Consider the following 14707-nt stretch of genomic DNA (forward strand, 5'->3'; position numbering starts at 1 on the left):
GCGGCGCGGGCGGGGGCGGCCGGGCGAGCCCGGGGCGGGACCGGGGTCCCCGCCCGCCCCCGGGCCCCCCCCGCCCCCCGGGGGGCCCGCCGTGCCCGCGCACGCGCCGCCCGCGCACGGCGCGTTCCGGCCGTTGCCCGTCCTCTGACCCGACCGCCTCCGACCCGACCGGGGCCGGCCCTCCGACCGGCCACGCGGTCCGACCGGCTTCCGTCGGCGAACGCGCACGTCGGCCGGTGGCGGCGGCGCGGCCGGGAGAAACTGGAGGCCGACCTCCCGGGCGCGGTCGCCGGGTCCGGGGTCGACCGGCTGGAGGGGTGACGGTGGAGCCTGACGACCGGTCGCCGGAGCTGTCCGCCGGCCCGCGCGCCGGCCTGAGACGGGTGCTCCTGGCGGCGCTGCTGCTGCTGGCCGCGTGCGACGTGGCTCCCCGGCCGGTGCCGACCACGGCCGGGGTGAGCGAAACGGTCGGGGTGGACGGCACGCCGGTGCTGGACTCGCGCGGCGTCGGGCGGGTCCGGCTGGGCATGACCCTGGCGGAGTTGGAGGCCACCGGCGAGGTCGGCGGCGACGTGACCACGGCCGAGTTCTCCTGCCCGATCCGCGAGCTGAAGATCACGGAGGGCTGGGTCGGCCTCCAGGACGGCGTCGCGGTGGAGATCCGGGCCGAGGGCGGCGTCCGCACCCCGGAAGGGCTGCGCGTCGGCGACTCGCGGGCGCGCATGCACGAGGTCTACCCGGACGTGCGGCAGTACCCGCACGGGTTCACCCGCGAGGTGGACCCGGCGACCCGGTACAAGTTCTTCTTCGAGAACGCGGGCGACACGCTCACCGGCATCGGCCTGGTGCGGACCGACCGGGGCTGCCTGACGTGAGACGCCCGCCACCGCGCGGGTGACGGGCGTCGGTCGCCGCGGGGCTCAGAGCGCGCCGCCGGCGGCCCGGGGGGCGCTGCCGTCGACGTCCTCGCCCACCGACTCGCGGGTCAGGAAGTTCTCCACGTGGAACAGGTTGCCCTCGGCCCGGTCGATCACGGTGAGCAGCGTGCTCATCGAGGCGACCTCCTCCACCTGCTCCTTGAGGAACCACTGGAGGAACTGCTCGCCGATGTAGTCGCCCTCGTCGCGGGCCGTCTTGGCGAGGGTGACGATCTGCTCGGTGACCTTCTTCTCCTGCTCCAGCGCGAGCGCGACCGGCTCGCGGGGCGCGGTGAAGTCGTTGCGCACGTCGTCCACGCCCGGAATGGCCACCGGCAGCCCGTTGTCCATCAGGTACTGCACGATCATCATCGCGTGGTTGCGCTCCTCCAGCGCCTGCTTGTAGAAGTGCGACGCGAGGCGCGGCAGGTCGTTGGCGTCGAACCAGACCGCGATGGCCACGTACTGCTGCGAGGCCGTGAACTCGTTGCGCACCTGCTCGCGGAGCAGGTCGTGGAACTTCGAGGAACGCGCGGAGGAAATCTTCTTCAAGTTGACAGCCATACTCGAAGAATACCCCGGAAGTGTTGTTCAATGCATTAAAGGTAAGGCTTGCCAAGTTGAGGAAAGGGTTGCCGAAGAAAGGTGAGGCAACCCTTTCCCGGATTGTTCAGACCAGCGGCGCGCGGTCGATCGGGCACGACATGCAGCGCGGGCCGCCGCGGCCGGAGCCCAGTTCGGAGCCGCTGATCCGGATCACCTCGACGCCCGCGTCCTCCAGCCGCGCGTTCGTCTCCACGTTCCGCTCGTAGGCGACCACCAGGCCCGGTCCGACGGCGAGGGTGTTGTTGCCGTCGTCCCACTGCTCCCGTTCGGCGGTCACCGGGTCGAGCCCGGTGTCGATGACGCGCAGCCTCTCGATGCCCATCGCCTCGGCCGCCGCCTCCAGGAACGGCCGCCGGTCGTCCACCACGACGCCGCCCGAGCCGTCGGACCGGACGGGGAAGGCGAACAGGTTGTCCCGCACCGCCGGGTACATCACCACCGCGTCCCGGTCGACCATCGTGCACACGGTGTCCAGGTGCATGGTGGCCCGCTCCTGGGTGATCGGCACCGCGAGCACGGTGTGCGCCAGGCCGTCGGCCAGCGCGGACCGGGCGAACGACTCCGCGCCCGCCGGCGTGGTCCGCTCGCCGACGCCGATCGCCAGCACGCCCGGCGCGAGCAGCAGCACGTCGCCGCCCTCGACCGGCGCCGAGTGCGCGCCGTACGCGCGGCCGGTCTCGCGGAACCGCGGGTGGTAGGCGTAGATCAGGTCGGTCAGCGCGGTCTCCCGGTCGCGCGCGGGCAGCGCCAGCGACGTGATCGCGACCCGGTCGCCCACCCACACCGACGAGTCGCGGGTGAACAGCAGGTTCGGCAGCGGGTCGACGGCGAAGTCGATCGGGTGGTGCATCTTGCGCACCAGCGACGCGCCCTCGGCCGCGGGCAGCTCCTCGAACGTCATGCCGGTCATCAGCGCGGTGGCGAGCTGCTCCGGGTCGATCGAGGCCAGGTGCGAGCGCAACGCGTCGGCCAGGTCGATGCCCAGCCGCCGCTCGTTGACCGCGCTGTGGATGCCCGCGATCCGGGCCCGGTCGTCGTGCAGCGCCTCGACCAGCAGGTCGGCCAGCAGCAGCACCTCGACCCCGCGCCCGCGCAGCAGCTCGGCGAACGCGTCGTGCTCCTCCTGGGCCCGGTCGACCCACGGCACGCCGTCGAACAGGAGCTGGTCGTTGTTGCGCGGCGTGAGCCGCTTCAGCTCGGCGCCGGGACGGTGCAGCAGCACCGTGCGCAGGCGGCCGACCTCGCTGTCGACGCGGGGCGCGGCGGCCGGCACGCCGTGGGGGGACGCGGTCTGGGCGATGTGCGCAGTCACGGGTCGAGGGTAACCCGAGGCCGGTCGGTTCAGCAGCTCCGAGTGGCCTGTTCCGGCGAAACTCGATCGTATGACGGCCTGAGAATAGCGATTCGTTGCGCCGTTGTGGGCATGTGTGCCCGGAACGTTGCGTCGTGACGTGGACTACCGGCCCGGTGCTCCCGGTGCGGGATGATCGTGTCCTAACCGGGAGGATCAGTGGCGGACTTACGCTTGTTCATCGACGCGCCGGGCGGGGCCGCCCCGGCGACCGCGCAGTTGGCGCAGGAGCTGGTCAGGGGCGCCAGGGTGGACGCCCGACCCGCGCCGGCGGCGTCGCCGGAGGGCTCCAAGACCGGCACGGCCGCGTCCCTCGCCGAACTCGTCCTCAACGGCGCGTTGCCCGCCGCGGTGGCCGCCGCGGTCGCGTCCGTCGTCACGTCGTTCGTGCAGCGCGGCGGCGCCCGCAAGGTGACGATCAAGCGCGGCGACGACGAGATCACCGTGGAGGGCGTGGACGCCCGCTCGCAGAAGGCGGCGCTGGAGGCGTGGTTGCGCGACCGCGAGAGCGAGGGGTGAGGTGGGTCGGTACGCCCTCCTCGTCGCCACCGGCGAGTACGAGGACGTCCGGCTGAGCCGGCTGCGCGCGCCCGAGCAGGACGTGGAACGGCTCGCCGCGCTGCTGGAGGATCCCGACGTCGGCGGGTTCACCCGCGTGGAGGTGCTGCGGGACCGGGCCGACCACGAGATCCGCCGCGCCGTCGAGGAGCTGCTCGCGCCGCGCGAGGCCGACGACCTGGTGCTGCTGTACTTCTCGTGCCACGGCCTGACCACGCCCGCGCGCCGGCTGTACTTCGCCGCGACCAACACGGTGCAGGACCGGCCCGCCGGCACCGCGATCCCGCGGTCGTTCCTCAACGAGCAGCTCGAGGACTGCCGGGCGGCCGGCCGGGTCCTGGTGCTGGACTGCTGCTTCAGCGGCGCGTTCGTGGAGGGGTTCAAGGCGGCCGGCACGAGCGTGCTGGACGACGTGGGCTCCGGGTACGTGGTGATGACCGCGTCCAACGCCTACGAGTACGCGTTCGAGCAGGACTCGCTGTCGCTGGACGCGCCGGTCGCGTCGCTGTTCACCGACGTGCTGATCCAGGGCCTCGCGGGCGGTGACGCCGACCTCGACGGCGACGGCTGGGTCGACGTGGACGAGCTGTTCAAGTACGCGCAGGCGCAGGTGCGGGGCAGGCGGCCCGACCAGACGCCGCAGTACTTCGCGCACGGTTCGACGCGGCCGCCGCGGATCGCGCGGGCCGGTGGCGCCCGGGATCGCCGGCCGGGGACCGCCGCGTCGTACACGTCCGGGCAGCTGCTGGTGGCGCGCGGGTTCCGGGCGGCGGCCGAACCGGTGTGCCGGACGTTGGGGCCGATGGGCCGGCGGGCCGTGGTGTTCGTGGACCGGCGGCCGGTGGAGCTGTCGGACGCGTCGGCGATCGTGGCCGCGTTCCAGCCCGACGACCCGCGCGACTCGCTCGGCGCGGGCTACGTGCGCGACCTCGTGGAGGAGGTGCGGCGGGAGGCCGGTGACGGCGCGGCGTCGGCGGTGGCCGTGGCGCGCGGCGCGATCGGCGGCCTGGTCGACGCGATGCGCGACGGGCACAACCCGGTGCGGCTGATGCGCGGCGTCACGGCCGCCGCCGCCCGCGCGGTCGAGCTGATCGCGGAGGCCGCGACGCCGCTGGAGCAGGCGGACGTGCCGGCGCTGGCGACGGCCGCGGCGGGCAGCGCGGAGATCGGCGCGCTCGTCGGGCAGGTGGTGGCGGCGACCGGCAGGCGCGGCCCGATCCTGGTGGAGGAGAGCAAGGGCTTCGCGCTGGAGTACGAGATCAACCGGGGTGTGCGCGTCGACAGCGGCTACGCGTCGAGCCTGTTCGTGACCGACCGGGTGCGGCAGGAGGCCGTGCTGGTGGACCCCTGGGTGCTGCTCGTGGCCGGCACCCTGCCGCACCGGGTCGCGGCCGGGCTGGGGAACCGGCTCGCGACCGTCATCGGCCGGGACGAGGCGCTGCTCGTGGTGTGCGAGGAGCTGTCGCACGGCGCGCTCACCGAGCTGCTGTGGCTGGGCGAGCACCGGCCGGTCGTCGCCACCGTGGCCGACCAGGACCGGCTGAACCGCCTCCGCAACACGGTCGGCGGCACGGTCTTCGACGTCGACCTGCTGGAAACGGTGTCCACGCGGTCGCTCGGCAAGGCGGAGAAGGTCGTCGTCGGGGCCCGGGAGACCCTGGTCTACGTGGGCCGCTCGCAGCGCGGCAACGCGGCGGGCCTGATCCGCGCCACCGCCTCGGACCTGCCGAAGGTGGAACGCGCCGTCCGCGCCGTGCGCAGCGCCGCCCACGAAGGCGTCCTGCGCGGGGGCGGCGTGGGCCTGTCCGAGCTGGGCACGCGCCTCGCGGCCGACGCCACCGGCACCCCCGAGGAGGTCGCCGGCTGGCGCGCGTTCGCCGCCGCCCTCGCCGAACCGGCCGACCGCATCGCCGAGAACGCCGCCCTGACCGTGGCCGACCTGGACCCGGCCCTGCTCGACTCGGCCGGCGTGGCCCGCACCGTCGTGACCGCCGCCGCCCGCACCACCTCCCGCTTCCTCCTGATCGGCTGACCCCCGCGCGTGTCCTACCTCCAGAACGCGCGTGTCCTACCTCCAGAACGCGTGAGTCCTACGTTCAGAACGCGTGAGTCCTACGTTCAGGACCCCTGAATTCAACGCTCAGGCACCCCGGCTGTCACGGCAGCCAGGACACGTGACCGCGCAACAGCGCGTACCCGACGAACGCCACCACGTCGAGCAACGCGTGCGCCACGACCAGCACCCACAGCCGGTTCGTCCGCTGCCACACCTTGCCGAACACCAGGCCCATCACCACGTTCCCGACGAACCCGCCGAACCCCTGGTACAGGTGGTACGACCCGCGCAGCACCGCGCTGGCCAGCAACGCCGTGTTCTCCCGCCACCCGAGCTGCCGCAGCCGGGTGATGAGGTACCCGACGACCAGCACCTCCTCCGCCCACGCGTTGCCCGCCGCGGACAGCACCAGCACCACGCCGCGCCACCACGACTCGTCCAACGTGGACGGCAGCACGGCCAGGTTCAGCCCCAGGTTCCACGCGACCAGGTAGAACACCAGCCCCGGGATGCCGATCACGGCGGCCAGCCCCAGGCTGCCCAGCGCGTCCGGCCCGATCCGGGTGCGGTCCAGGCCCAGCGCCTTCAGCTTGATGCCGCCCTGCCACAGCAGGTACAGCCCCAGCCCGCCCCACGCCGCCAACTGCACCACGCCGAGCAGCTGCGCGAGCAGGTCCAGCAGGTCGAACCGCGCCTGCGGGACGTTGATCGCGACCTTCTGCTCGTTCAGCGGCTTGGGCGACAGCAGGCTGTCCAGCAACCGCACCACGCTGCGCGCCCCGGACAGCCCGAGCGTCACCGCGAAGACGAGCAGCAGTTCCAGCCGGTAGCCGCGGCGCGTCCGGGCGTCGAGGTCGTCGATCACACCCATACGCTAACCGCGCCGCCGTCAGCGGCGTTGCGCGAGGAACGGGCAGCCCATCAGGCGGCGCAGCTCCACCGCCAGCTCCTGCGCCGTGCCCACCGGGCGCGAGAACGCGATCCGCACGTCGTGGTCGGAGTCCGCCATCTCCACCCGCAGCCGCAGCCCGAACCGGTCCAGGCCCAGCGGGCGGACGTGCCCGCCCCTCAGGTGCTCCGGCAGGTGCCCGCCGAGCAGGCCCACCACGTCCCGGTGCGACAGCTCCAGGTGGCGCAGCCAGTGGTCCTCGTGCGCGGCGAACGGGTCCGGCTCCGCCTGCGCGAACAGCTCCGGCCGCAACGATGTCGTGCCCTCCGCGTCGGCCACGACCAGCGACGCGGGGGACAGCCGCAGCGCCGACGCCCCGTGCCCCACGTCGAGCAGCCTCGGGTCCGGGCGCGTCTCGGCGACCTCCAGGCTCGCCTCGCGCGCCTCGTCGGCGTCGAGCACGCGCAGCCAGCCCGTGATCCACAGCAACCCGCGCACCGGCTCCCGCAGCTGCACCGGGGCCTGGTCGGCCACCTCCAGCATCGCGGTCAGCTCGGCCCGGCGGGCGTCCCGGACCACCGGGTGCTCGTCGGGCAGCACGAGCGTCACCCCGCCGTGCGGGTGGACGTGGTGCAGCACCGGGGTGACCCGGTTCTCCGTGCCACCGGACGGCAGCAGTGCCGCGCGCCCGCCGCGGGCGGCGATCGTGCGTGCCCGCTCCGCCGGATGCGGTGCCGGCGGTCGACGTGTCTCGTTCAACCGCTCACCTCCCAACTTAGGGGAGCCTAACTTGACGGGGGCCGGTGGCGGTAGTCCCACGACCGGCTTTCGGTGCACGCAGGTTAGGGGGTCCGACGCCGTCGCGGCGCGCGGCGCGCGAACGTCCGGTTGGGCGATTCGGCGGACCGGGCGACCGCCGTAACCTGGGCTCGCCTGCGGAGGTGGCCCGTGGTCGTGCCCGACAAGCCGTCCACCCTGGGTGCGGCACTCGATGACCGGTGGACCCGCTACTGCCTGGAGACCGCGAGCCGGCGCGCGTTCGGCTGGGTCCTGGTCGGCGCGCTCGCGTTCGTGCTCCAACTCGCCCTGATCTTCGTGTTCACCGTGACGTCCGCGTGGCCGTTCGCGCTGCTGCTGTTCTCCGTGCTGGTCCTCGGCGTCGGCCTGGTCCGGCGGGAACCGTCCACCGCCGTCCTCGGCGACCACGCCTGGGTCCACGTGCGCGTGCACTGGCGGGCCGGCCTGCTCGTCGTGCACGGACCCCGACCGCTCGTGCTCGAGGTCAGCGCCGGACCCGTCGCCCGCGGGCGGATCAACCGCCACCGGCGGGCGTGGGTCGTCGCACCCGACCGCGCCGGCAACACCGTGGTCACGTTCCGCGGCGTGCCCAGGCTCTTCCCGGCGAAGGTCGTGCGCGCCCGGGTTTGGTGATCGGCGCCGGGGATACCCGAGGGGCGGACATCTGGTTTCCTGGGAGCAGTGGTGGGCGAGGCTTGGGTGGACAAGTGCCTGACCAGTGCGGATCGCCGCGCGGTCGGGTTCATCGGGCTGGCGCTGCTCGCCCTGTTCACCCTGTGGGTCGTCTCCGAGTGGACCGGGTCGCGCTGGGTGTTCCTGCTCACGCCCCTGTGCGTCGAGTTCGCCGTGCCCGGCCTGCGGCACTTCTTCTCCCGCCGCGCGCTGCGCAGGCTGCTCGCCACCTACCCCCGGCACGCCGTGTCGGTGCACTTCGTGCCCGGCCGCACGCGCGTCGGCCGGCAGGCGTACCTGGAGACCGCCGGGTCCGACCGCACGTTCCTGCGCCTGGCCGAGGTGCCCGAACGCGTCCGCGAGAACATCCGCCGCGGCGGCCGGGTGTGGCTCGCCGGACCCGACGCGCGCGGCCGCACCGCCGTGCTGACCCGCGGCGCGCCGTTCACGACGCTCGGCCGCGTCGTCATCCGCTGACGCCCACCGGGGTGCCCGCTAACGCCCCACCGGGATGCCGCTCTGCTCGGCCCAGGCCGCCACGTCCTCCTTCCGCAACGCCGTCGCCAGCAGGTCCGGGAACCGGTCCGGCGTGCAGGCGAACGCGGGCGCGCCCAGCTCCGACAGCTTCGCCGCCAACTCGTGGTCGTAGGACGGCGTGCCGCTGTCGGACAACGCCAGCAGCACCACCACCGTCACCCCGCTCTGCACCAGCTCCCGCACCCGCCGCTGCAACTCCCGCGCGACACCGCCCTCGTACAGGTCGCTGATCAGCACCATCACCGTGTCCGTCGGGCGGCGCACCAACGACTGCCCGTACGCGACCGCGCGGTTGATGTCCGTGCCGCCGCCCAACTGGGTGGAGAACAGCAGGTCCACCGGGTCCTTCAACTGCTCGGTGAGGTCGACCACCTCGGTGTCGAACACCACCAGCCGGGTGTCGACGGCCTTCAGCGAGGCCAGGGACGCGCCCAGCACGGCCGAGTGCACCACCGACTCCGCCATCGACCCGGACTGGTCGACCAGCAGGACCACGTCCCGCAGCGACGCCTGCCGGCTGCGGCGGCTGTTGCCGATCAGGTCCTGCACCACGACCGTGCCCTGGTCCGGCTGGTAGTGGCGCAGGTTCCGGCGGACCGTGCGGTTCCAGTCCACGTCGGACAGTCGCGGCCGGCTCGTGCGGCGGGACCGGTCGATCGCGCCGTGCACCGCGGCCAGGAGGCGGTCGGCGAGCCTGCGCTCGATGTCCTCCACCACCTTTCGCACCACGGCGCGGGCGGTGTCGCGGGTGCGCTGCGGGATGGCGCGGGAGAGCGAGACCAACGTCCCGACCAGGCCGACGTCCGGCTCCACGCTCGACAGCAGCTCCGGCTCCAGCAGCAGTTGCCGCAACCCGAGCCGCTCCACCGCGTCCTTCTGCATCACCTGCACGACCGAGCTGGGGAAGTAGGTGCGGACGTCGCCCAACCACCGGTGCAACACCGGCGACGACCCGCCCAACCCGGCGCCGCGCTTGCCGCCGGCGTCCACCGCGTCCCCACCGCCGCCGCCGTACAACCCGGTCAACGCCGAATCCCGCCGCTGGTCGTCCTCGCCGAGCGGCCCGAGATCCCCGGCCGCCCCACCCAGCAACAACCTCCAGCGCCGCTGCCGCTCAACCGCGCTATCGTGCGTCACGAGCACCTCCCGGCCGCCCAGGCCCTGTCTCGACCCTGTCTCACACAATCGGGTGATCATCGCCCGAAAATGTACGGAAACACTGTTACCGGTCCTCGGTTAAAACCATGAGGAGCCTTCGACCAACCACCGTCCCGCCAACCCCCGAACCACCCACCCGACCACCACTCCCACCGCACCGCCCCGCGACCACCCGACCCACCCCGCCGGCCGCGCCCCCACGCTTCGCCTCCCCGCCGCCCGCCACCGCCGCGCCCCGGCCACCACCCGGGCCCCCTGCGAGGGTGCGCGCGGCTCACGCGTCGGCCGCCAGCAGCTCGCGGACGTGCCCGACGAGACGCCCCGCGAAATCCTCGTCCCAGCCGCCCGCCGCGCCCCCGACGCCACCGCCACCGCCACCGCCCGCCGCCGTGCCCCGGACCCGGTCGCCGAGCATCCGGCGCTCGGCCGGGCTGAACTCGCTCACCGCACGCCGCAGCAACGGCAGCGCGGCCGCGAAGTCCGCGCCCGACAGGCCGGTCAACCAGTCGTCCACCACGCCGAACAGCCGCGCGTCCGCGGTGAGCAGCGCGGCCGACCCGCGCAGGAAACCCGCCACGAACGCGGTCGCGCCGGCCGTCAGCGACACCGCCCGGTGCAGCCGCGTCGCCACCTCGTCCGAGTCCAGCTCCCCCGTCTCCCACAGCAGGCGCGTCGCGCGCCCCGTGGGCAGGCCGTGCGCGTCCGGCATCGCGACCAGCGACTTCAACGCCCGCCGCCACGTGTCGCGGTGCTCGTCGTCGGCGGCCAGGCGGACCGCGTCGTCCGCGCCGTCGACCGCCCTCACCGCGCGTTCCGCGGTGTCCTCGTCCACCCCCCGACACGCCAGCGGCAGGCCCACCGCGCCCCGCGCGAGCAAACCGTGCAGCGCCACGCGCAGCAGCTCCGGGTCCGTGCCGCGCACCGAGCCGTAGCGGACGGTCTTCGCGAGGTCCGGGAGGGCCGCCAGCAGCTCCAGGGCGTCGGTCGCGGCCGCGGCGCAGCGGTCCAGCGCCCGGCGCGCCGCGGCGACCGCCTCGGGGATCTCGCACCCGACCGCCAGGCTCAGCACCTCGGCGGCGTCGACCACCCGGGTCGCGGCCGCGGCACGGGCGACCAGGACCGTGCGGGCGGCGGCCTCGACGGTCGTGCCGTGCCGCGCGGCGACGGCCAACGCGACCGCGAACTCGGGCTTCCACTGCAACTGCCAGGCTTCGGCGAACGTCCCCAGCGTGCGGGTCGTGTCCGGCCTGCCCCACGGCACGTCGAGAACCCCCAAGCGCCGCAACAACTTCGACCGTTCGCGTTCGTTGTCCTTGCGCAGGTCCAGGCGGATCGGCCGGACGTCCGCGCTCGCCGGCAGCCGCAACCGGCGCTGCAACCGGGCCAGGTCTGCGGCCAGCGGCGAGGTCGGGACGTCGTCGCCCACCTCGCCCAACCGCTCACCGACCACCAACCGCTCGTGCACCAACCGCAACGGCGTGGCGTCGCCGCCGCACAGCACCGCCAGCGACGCCTCCATCACCTCCGACAACCCGGGCGACGGGCGACCCCGCATCGCGGCCAACGCGTCCGCCAACCGCACCGCCTCCACCGCGCTCGCCGTCGACGCGGGCAGGTCCTCGTCCCGCAGCACCGCGCACGCCTTCGCGAACCAGCGCGGCACGGCGTCGCCCCGTTCGGCGGACTCCCACAGGTGCGCGTACCACCCCGGCGAATCCACCCCCGCGCCGTAACCCGACGACGCCGCCAACCGGCCGTGGCTCCACGGCACCCACGTCCCCGAGACCTTCTTGCGCGGCAAGCCCTTCAGCGCGGCGGCGTCCACGGACGCGGGCGGCAGCGTGCGCAGCGCGGGCACGTGCCACGCGCCCGCGACCACCGCGATCGGCCCCGCCACGTCCTTCAACGCCTGCCGCACGTTCTGCCGCATCGCCGCTTCCCGCCGCAACGTGCGGGCGTCCACCTGGTCGGCGAACTCCTCCCGCAACGCCCCCATCGCCTCCGCGACCGCCTCGGCCAGGTCCCGCGGATCGGTGTGGTGCTCGACCACGTCCTCCCACCAGCGCTCCGGGTCGTCGAACCCGGCCGCCTCGGCCAACGTCCCCAACGGGTCCAGCGCGGCCCTCGCGGTGTCGGACTCCGGCTCCTCACCCAGGGTCGCGGCGGCGGGCAGGTCGAAGAACCGCACGGGCACGCCGTTCGCGTGCGCCCACGTCAACGCCCGCCACTCCGGCGAGAACTCGGCGAACGGCCAGAACGCCGCCCGCGCCGGCTCCGCCTCGTCGTGCAGCAACAACGCCACCGGCGGCGTCAGGTGCGGCACGTGCGGCACCAGGGCGTCACCCTCCGGCGGTCCCTCGATCAGCACCACCTCCGGCCGCACGGCCGCCAGCGCCGCCGCGACCATCCGCGCCGAACCCGGACCGTGGTGCCGGATGCCGAGCAGCGCCACCCGCTCCGGCAACGGCTGTTCCCGCGCCATCAGCCCACCAGGTCCCGGCACGCCCGGTACAGGTCACGCCACTCGGCGCGCTCCTTCACCACCGCCTCCAGGTACTCCTGCCACGCGGCCGTGTCCGACACCCGGTCCTTCACCACCGCGCCGAGCAACCCGGACGCCAGCTCGTCGGCCGTGATCGTGCCGTCGCCGAAGTGCCCGGCCAACGCCATGCCGCTGGTCACCACGGAGATCGCCTCCGCCGTGGACAGGCTGCCACTCGGCTTCTTCACCTGCGTGCGGCCGTCCACAGTGGACCCGTTGCGCAGCTCGCGGAAGATCCGCACCACCCGGCGCACCTCCTCCAGCGCCGGCGGCTCGGCGGGCAGCTCCAGGGCCCGGCCGAGCTGCGCCGCCCGGGCCGACACGATCCGCACCTCGTCGTCCTCGGTCGCGGGCGGCGGCAGCACCACGGTGTTGAAGCGACGGGCCAGCGCCGACGACATCTGGTTCACGCCCCGGTCGCGGTCGTTCGCGGTGGCGATCACCGTGAACCCCGGCACCGCCTGGACCTGGATGCCCAGCTCCGGCACCGGCAACGACTTCTCCGACAGGATCGTGATGAACGAGTCCTGCACCTCGGCCGGCATCCGCGTCAGCTCCTCGACCCGGACCACCGCGCCCTCGCGCATCCCCGTCATCACCGGGCTCGGCACCAGCGCCGCCTCGGACGGCCCCTCCGCGATCAGCCGGGCGTAGTTCCAGCCGTAGCGGACCTGGTCCTCGCCCGTGCCCGCGGTGCCCTGCACGACCAGCGTCGAGTTGCCGCTGACCGCCGCCGCGATGTGCTCCGACAGCCACGACTTCGCCGTGCCCGGCACGCCGACCAGCAGCAACGCCCGATCGGTCACCAGGGTGCCGACCGCGACCTCGACCAGCCGCCGGTCGCCCACGTACTTCGGGGTGATCACGGTGCCGTCCGCGAGCGTGCCGCCGAGCACGTACGTGACCACTGCCTGCGGCGACATCCGCCACCGCGGCGGGCGAGGCCGGTCGTCCGCCGCGGACAGGGCGGCCAACTCGGCGGCGTACTGCTGTTCCGCGGCGGGCCGCAGCACGGGTTCGGTGGTCACTGGCTTTCCTCCCGGTGGTTGAACGCCTCGCGCAGCTGCATGCGCAGGCGCAGGACGTCGAGTTCGACGGTGTGCTCGGGCCAGCGCTCGGTGATGCGGGCCCAGTTCGCGCCGAGCACCTCGGCGTCGCCCCTGGCCAGCAGCACCGCGGGCGGCCGGCCGGCGCGCCACCTCGGGTCGCGCATCCCGGCGTAGCGGTCGAGCAGGTCCGCGGTGGCCCGCGCGCTCCACGGCGCGGGCAGCTGCGAACAGGCGTGGTCGAGCAGGTCGTAGTTCCACTGCCGCGACACCTCGACGACGGTGCGCGCGGCCAGCTCGGCGGGTAGGCCGCCGAGCCTCTCGAGCTGCTCCATGCCGGTCAGCGACCGGGTCGCCGCGACCGCCCACGGCCGGGCGTCCTCGGCGAGCCGCAGGTTCTGCGCCACCCCGCGCAGCAGCGCGCTCGCCCACGGGCCGCGGGCGAGTTCCGCGGCGGCCCCCGCGTCGTCGGTGTCCAGGCGGCTCGTCCAGTGCCGCGGCGGCACGCTCGCCGCCGCGCCGCGCAACCGCCCCGCGACGCCCGCCTCGGACCCGTCCTTCATCAGGTCACGGGCCTCGTCCGGCTCGGGCGCGAGTTCCGCCCACAGCTCGTCGGACTGCACGTCGAAGCCGTCGGCGGTCAGCCACAGGCCCCGGTGCAGGCGTTCGGCGGCACGTTCGGCCAGCGCGGACGCGGGCAGGGTGCGCAGCAGGCGCAGCGCCTCGTCGTGCACGCCGATCGCGCGGTCGTCCAACGCGCGTTCGAGCAGCGGCTCGTCGTCCGGGCCGAGGTTCGTTTCCAGGGCGCTGATCAGCACCTGGCGGTCGGTGGCGCGGCGTTGGACGTCGAACTGGGCGGCCAGGAAATCGCGCGTCCGCACCGGGTCCTGGGCGCGGGCGCGGCGCAGGGCGTCGAGGCGGGCCGTGCCGGGCAGGTCGAGCGCCTGGTCGAGGTCGATCTCCTCCGGCGTCGCGCCGGTCGCGGCCCAGGCCCAGCCCGGCCGCAGGCCCGCGAGCCACCGGCCGCGCGCCCCGAGGACGGCGGCGACGGCCGGGCGCAGGCCGGGGTGGGCGGTGCCCAGGCCCAGCAGGGCGGGCAGCTCGCGGTGGTCGGCGACGACGCGGGCGGCCTTGGCCATGCCGCACCACTCCGTCAGGAGCACCTGGTCGTCCAGGGCCAGGATCTGGACCAGCACGGACCGGGCGGCCGGGTCGGCGCGCACGTCGTCCGACGCCGGCGCGGCGGGCAGTGGCGCGGAGTCCACGGGTGGGGGGAGCGGCGCGCCGTGGGCGGCCACGCCGAGGGCGGCGAGGCGGTCCAGCAGGGCCGTCGGGGTGGTGCCCGCGCGGTGGGCGCCGACCAGGGCCGCTTGGACGGCCTCCTCCCATTCGGCTTGGAAGGTCATCGGCGGCCGCCCGGGGTGGGTGGTGCGGCGGTCGGGCCGGGTCGAGCGGGTCGGTGAGCGGAGGTGGTCAGGTCGGGGGCCGCGGTCAGGTCGGGGCAAGTGGTCAGGTCAGGGGAGGCCGCCAGGTGAGGGCAGGCCGCCGGGTCAGGGCAGGCCGCCGGGTCAGGGCAG

The 14707-nt window shown here is 74.5% G+C and carries 13 protein-coding genes; 5 read left to right on the forward strand and 8 right to left on the reverse strand.

Annotated features, from left to right (window positions below; genetic code table 11):
• Positions 1-323 precede the first annotated feature (323 nt).
• Positions 324-875, forward strand: coding sequence for a hypothetical protein (locus tag ACFXGA_RS26050; protein WP_378092046.1), 552 nt, complete (start codon positions 324-326; stop codon positions 873-875).
• A 45-nt stretch (positions 876-920) separates the two neighbouring features.
• Here the strand turns inward: ACFXGA_RS26050 and ACFXGA_RS26055 are convergent, their stop codons facing one another.
• A complete protein-coding gene (locus ACFXGA_RS26055; RefSeq protein WP_378092048.1) occupies positions 921-1481 on the reverse strand; it encodes a ferritin in 561 nt (186 codons plus the stop codon).
• Positions 1482-1587: 106 nt separating this feature from the next.
• Complete coding sequence (locus ACFXGA_RS26060; RefSeq protein WP_378092050.1) at positions 1588-2835, reverse strand: arginine deiminase; 1248 nt, start codon at positions 2833-2835, stop codon at positions 1588-1590.
• Positions 2836-3033: 198 nt separating this feature from the next.
• On the opposite strand from ACFXGA_RS26060, the gene ACFXGA_RS26065 reads away from it, so the two are divergent.
• Together ACFXGA_RS26065 and ACFXGA_RS26070 are read left to right on the forward strand one after the other, a co-directional pair.
• Positions 3034-3393, forward strand: coding sequence for a hypothetical protein (locus tag ACFXGA_RS26065; protein WP_378092052.1), 360 nt, complete (start codon positions 3034-3036; stop codon positions 3391-3393).
• 1 nt (position 3394) lies between these two features.
• Positions 3395-5464, forward strand: coding sequence for a TCP-1/cpn60 chaperonin family protein (locus tag ACFXGA_RS26070; protein WP_378092054.1), 2070 nt, complete (start codon positions 3395-3397; stop codon positions 5462-5464).
• Positions 5465-5588: 124 nt separating this feature from the next.
• Here the strand turns inward: ACFXGA_RS26070 and ACFXGA_RS26075 are convergent, their stop codons facing one another.
• Positions 5589-6353, reverse strand: a complete 765-nt coding sequence (locus ACFXGA_RS26075; RefSeq protein WP_378092056.1) for a CPBP family intramembrane glutamic endopeptidase — start codon at positions 6351-6353, stop codon at positions 5589-5591.
• Between the two features lie 24 nt (positions 6354-6377).
• Positions 6378-7136: a DUF2470 domain-containing protein gene (locus ACFXGA_RS26080; protein WP_378092058.1), complete on the reverse strand. Its 759-nt coding sequence runs from the start codon at positions 7134-7136 to the stop codon at positions 6378-6380.
• Positions 7137-7325: 189 nt separating this feature from the next.
• Between ACFXGA_RS26080 and ACFXGA_RS26085 the strand changes: the two genes are divergently transcribed.
• Complete coding sequence (locus tag ACFXGA_RS26085; RefSeq protein WP_378092060.1) at positions 7326-7808, forward strand: hypothetical protein; 483 nt, start codon at positions 7326-7328, stop codon at positions 7806-7808.
• Between the two features lie 51 nt (positions 7809-7859).
• Positions 7860-8324: a hypothetical protein gene (locus tag ACFXGA_RS26090; RefSeq protein ID WP_378092062.1), complete on the forward strand. Its 465-nt coding sequence runs from the start codon at positions 7860-7862 to the stop codon at positions 8322-8324.
• An 18-nt stretch (positions 8325-8342) separates the two neighbouring features.
• On the opposite strand, the gene ACFXGA_RS26095 is transcribed toward ACFXGA_RS26090, so the two are convergent.
• The 4 genes from ACFXGA_RS26095 to ACFXGA_RS26110 form a co-directional block, all read right to left on the reverse strand.
• Positions 8343-9521 (reverse strand): VWA domain-containing protein, encoded by a 1179-nt coding sequence (locus tag ACFXGA_RS26095; protein WP_378092064.1) that lies wholly within the window; start codon positions 9519-9521, stop codon positions 8343-8345.
• Positions 9522-9816: 295 nt separating this feature from the next.
• Positions 9817-12024 (reverse strand): DUF5682 family protein, encoded by a 2208-nt coding sequence (locus ACFXGA_RS26100; RefSeq protein WP_378092066.1) that lies wholly within the window; start codon positions 12022-12024, stop codon positions 9817-9819.
• Positions 12024-13112 (reverse strand): AAA family ATPase, encoded by a 1089-nt coding sequence (locus ACFXGA_RS26105; protein ID WP_378092068.1) that lies wholly within the window; start codon positions 13110-13112, stop codon positions 12024-12026. The genes ACFXGA_RS26100 and ACFXGA_RS26105 overlap by 1 nt, the downstream gene beginning before the upstream one ends.
• On the reverse strand, positions 13109-14536 hold the full coding sequence (locus ACFXGA_RS26110; protein WP_378092070.1) for a DUF5691 domain-containing protein: 1428 nt from the start codon (positions 14534-14536) through the stop codon (positions 13109-13111). The genes ACFXGA_RS26105 and ACFXGA_RS26110 overlap by 4 nt, the downstream gene beginning before the upstream one ends.
• Positions 14537-14707 lie beyond the last annotated feature (171 nt).

The organism is Actinosynnema sp. NPDC059335 (assembly GCF_042752395.1).
Classification (GTDB): Bacteria; Actinomycetota; Actinomycetes; order Mycobacteriales; family Pseudonocardiaceae; genus Actinosynnema.

Coding starts and splice junctions, on each gene's coding strand:
- ACFXGA_RS26055 (WP_378092048.1), bottom strand. CDS start 1,481: ATGGCTGTCAACTTGAAGAAGATTTCCTCCGCGCGTTCCTCGAAGTTC.
- ACFXGA_RS26100 (WP_378092066.1), bottom strand. CDS start 12,024: ATGGCGCGGGAACAGCCGTTGCCGGAGCGGGTGGCGCTGCTCGGCATC.
- ACFXGA_RS26110 (WP_378092070.1), bottom strand. CDS start 14,536: ATGACCTTCCAAGCCGAATGGGAGGAGGCCGTCCAAGCGGCCCTGGTC.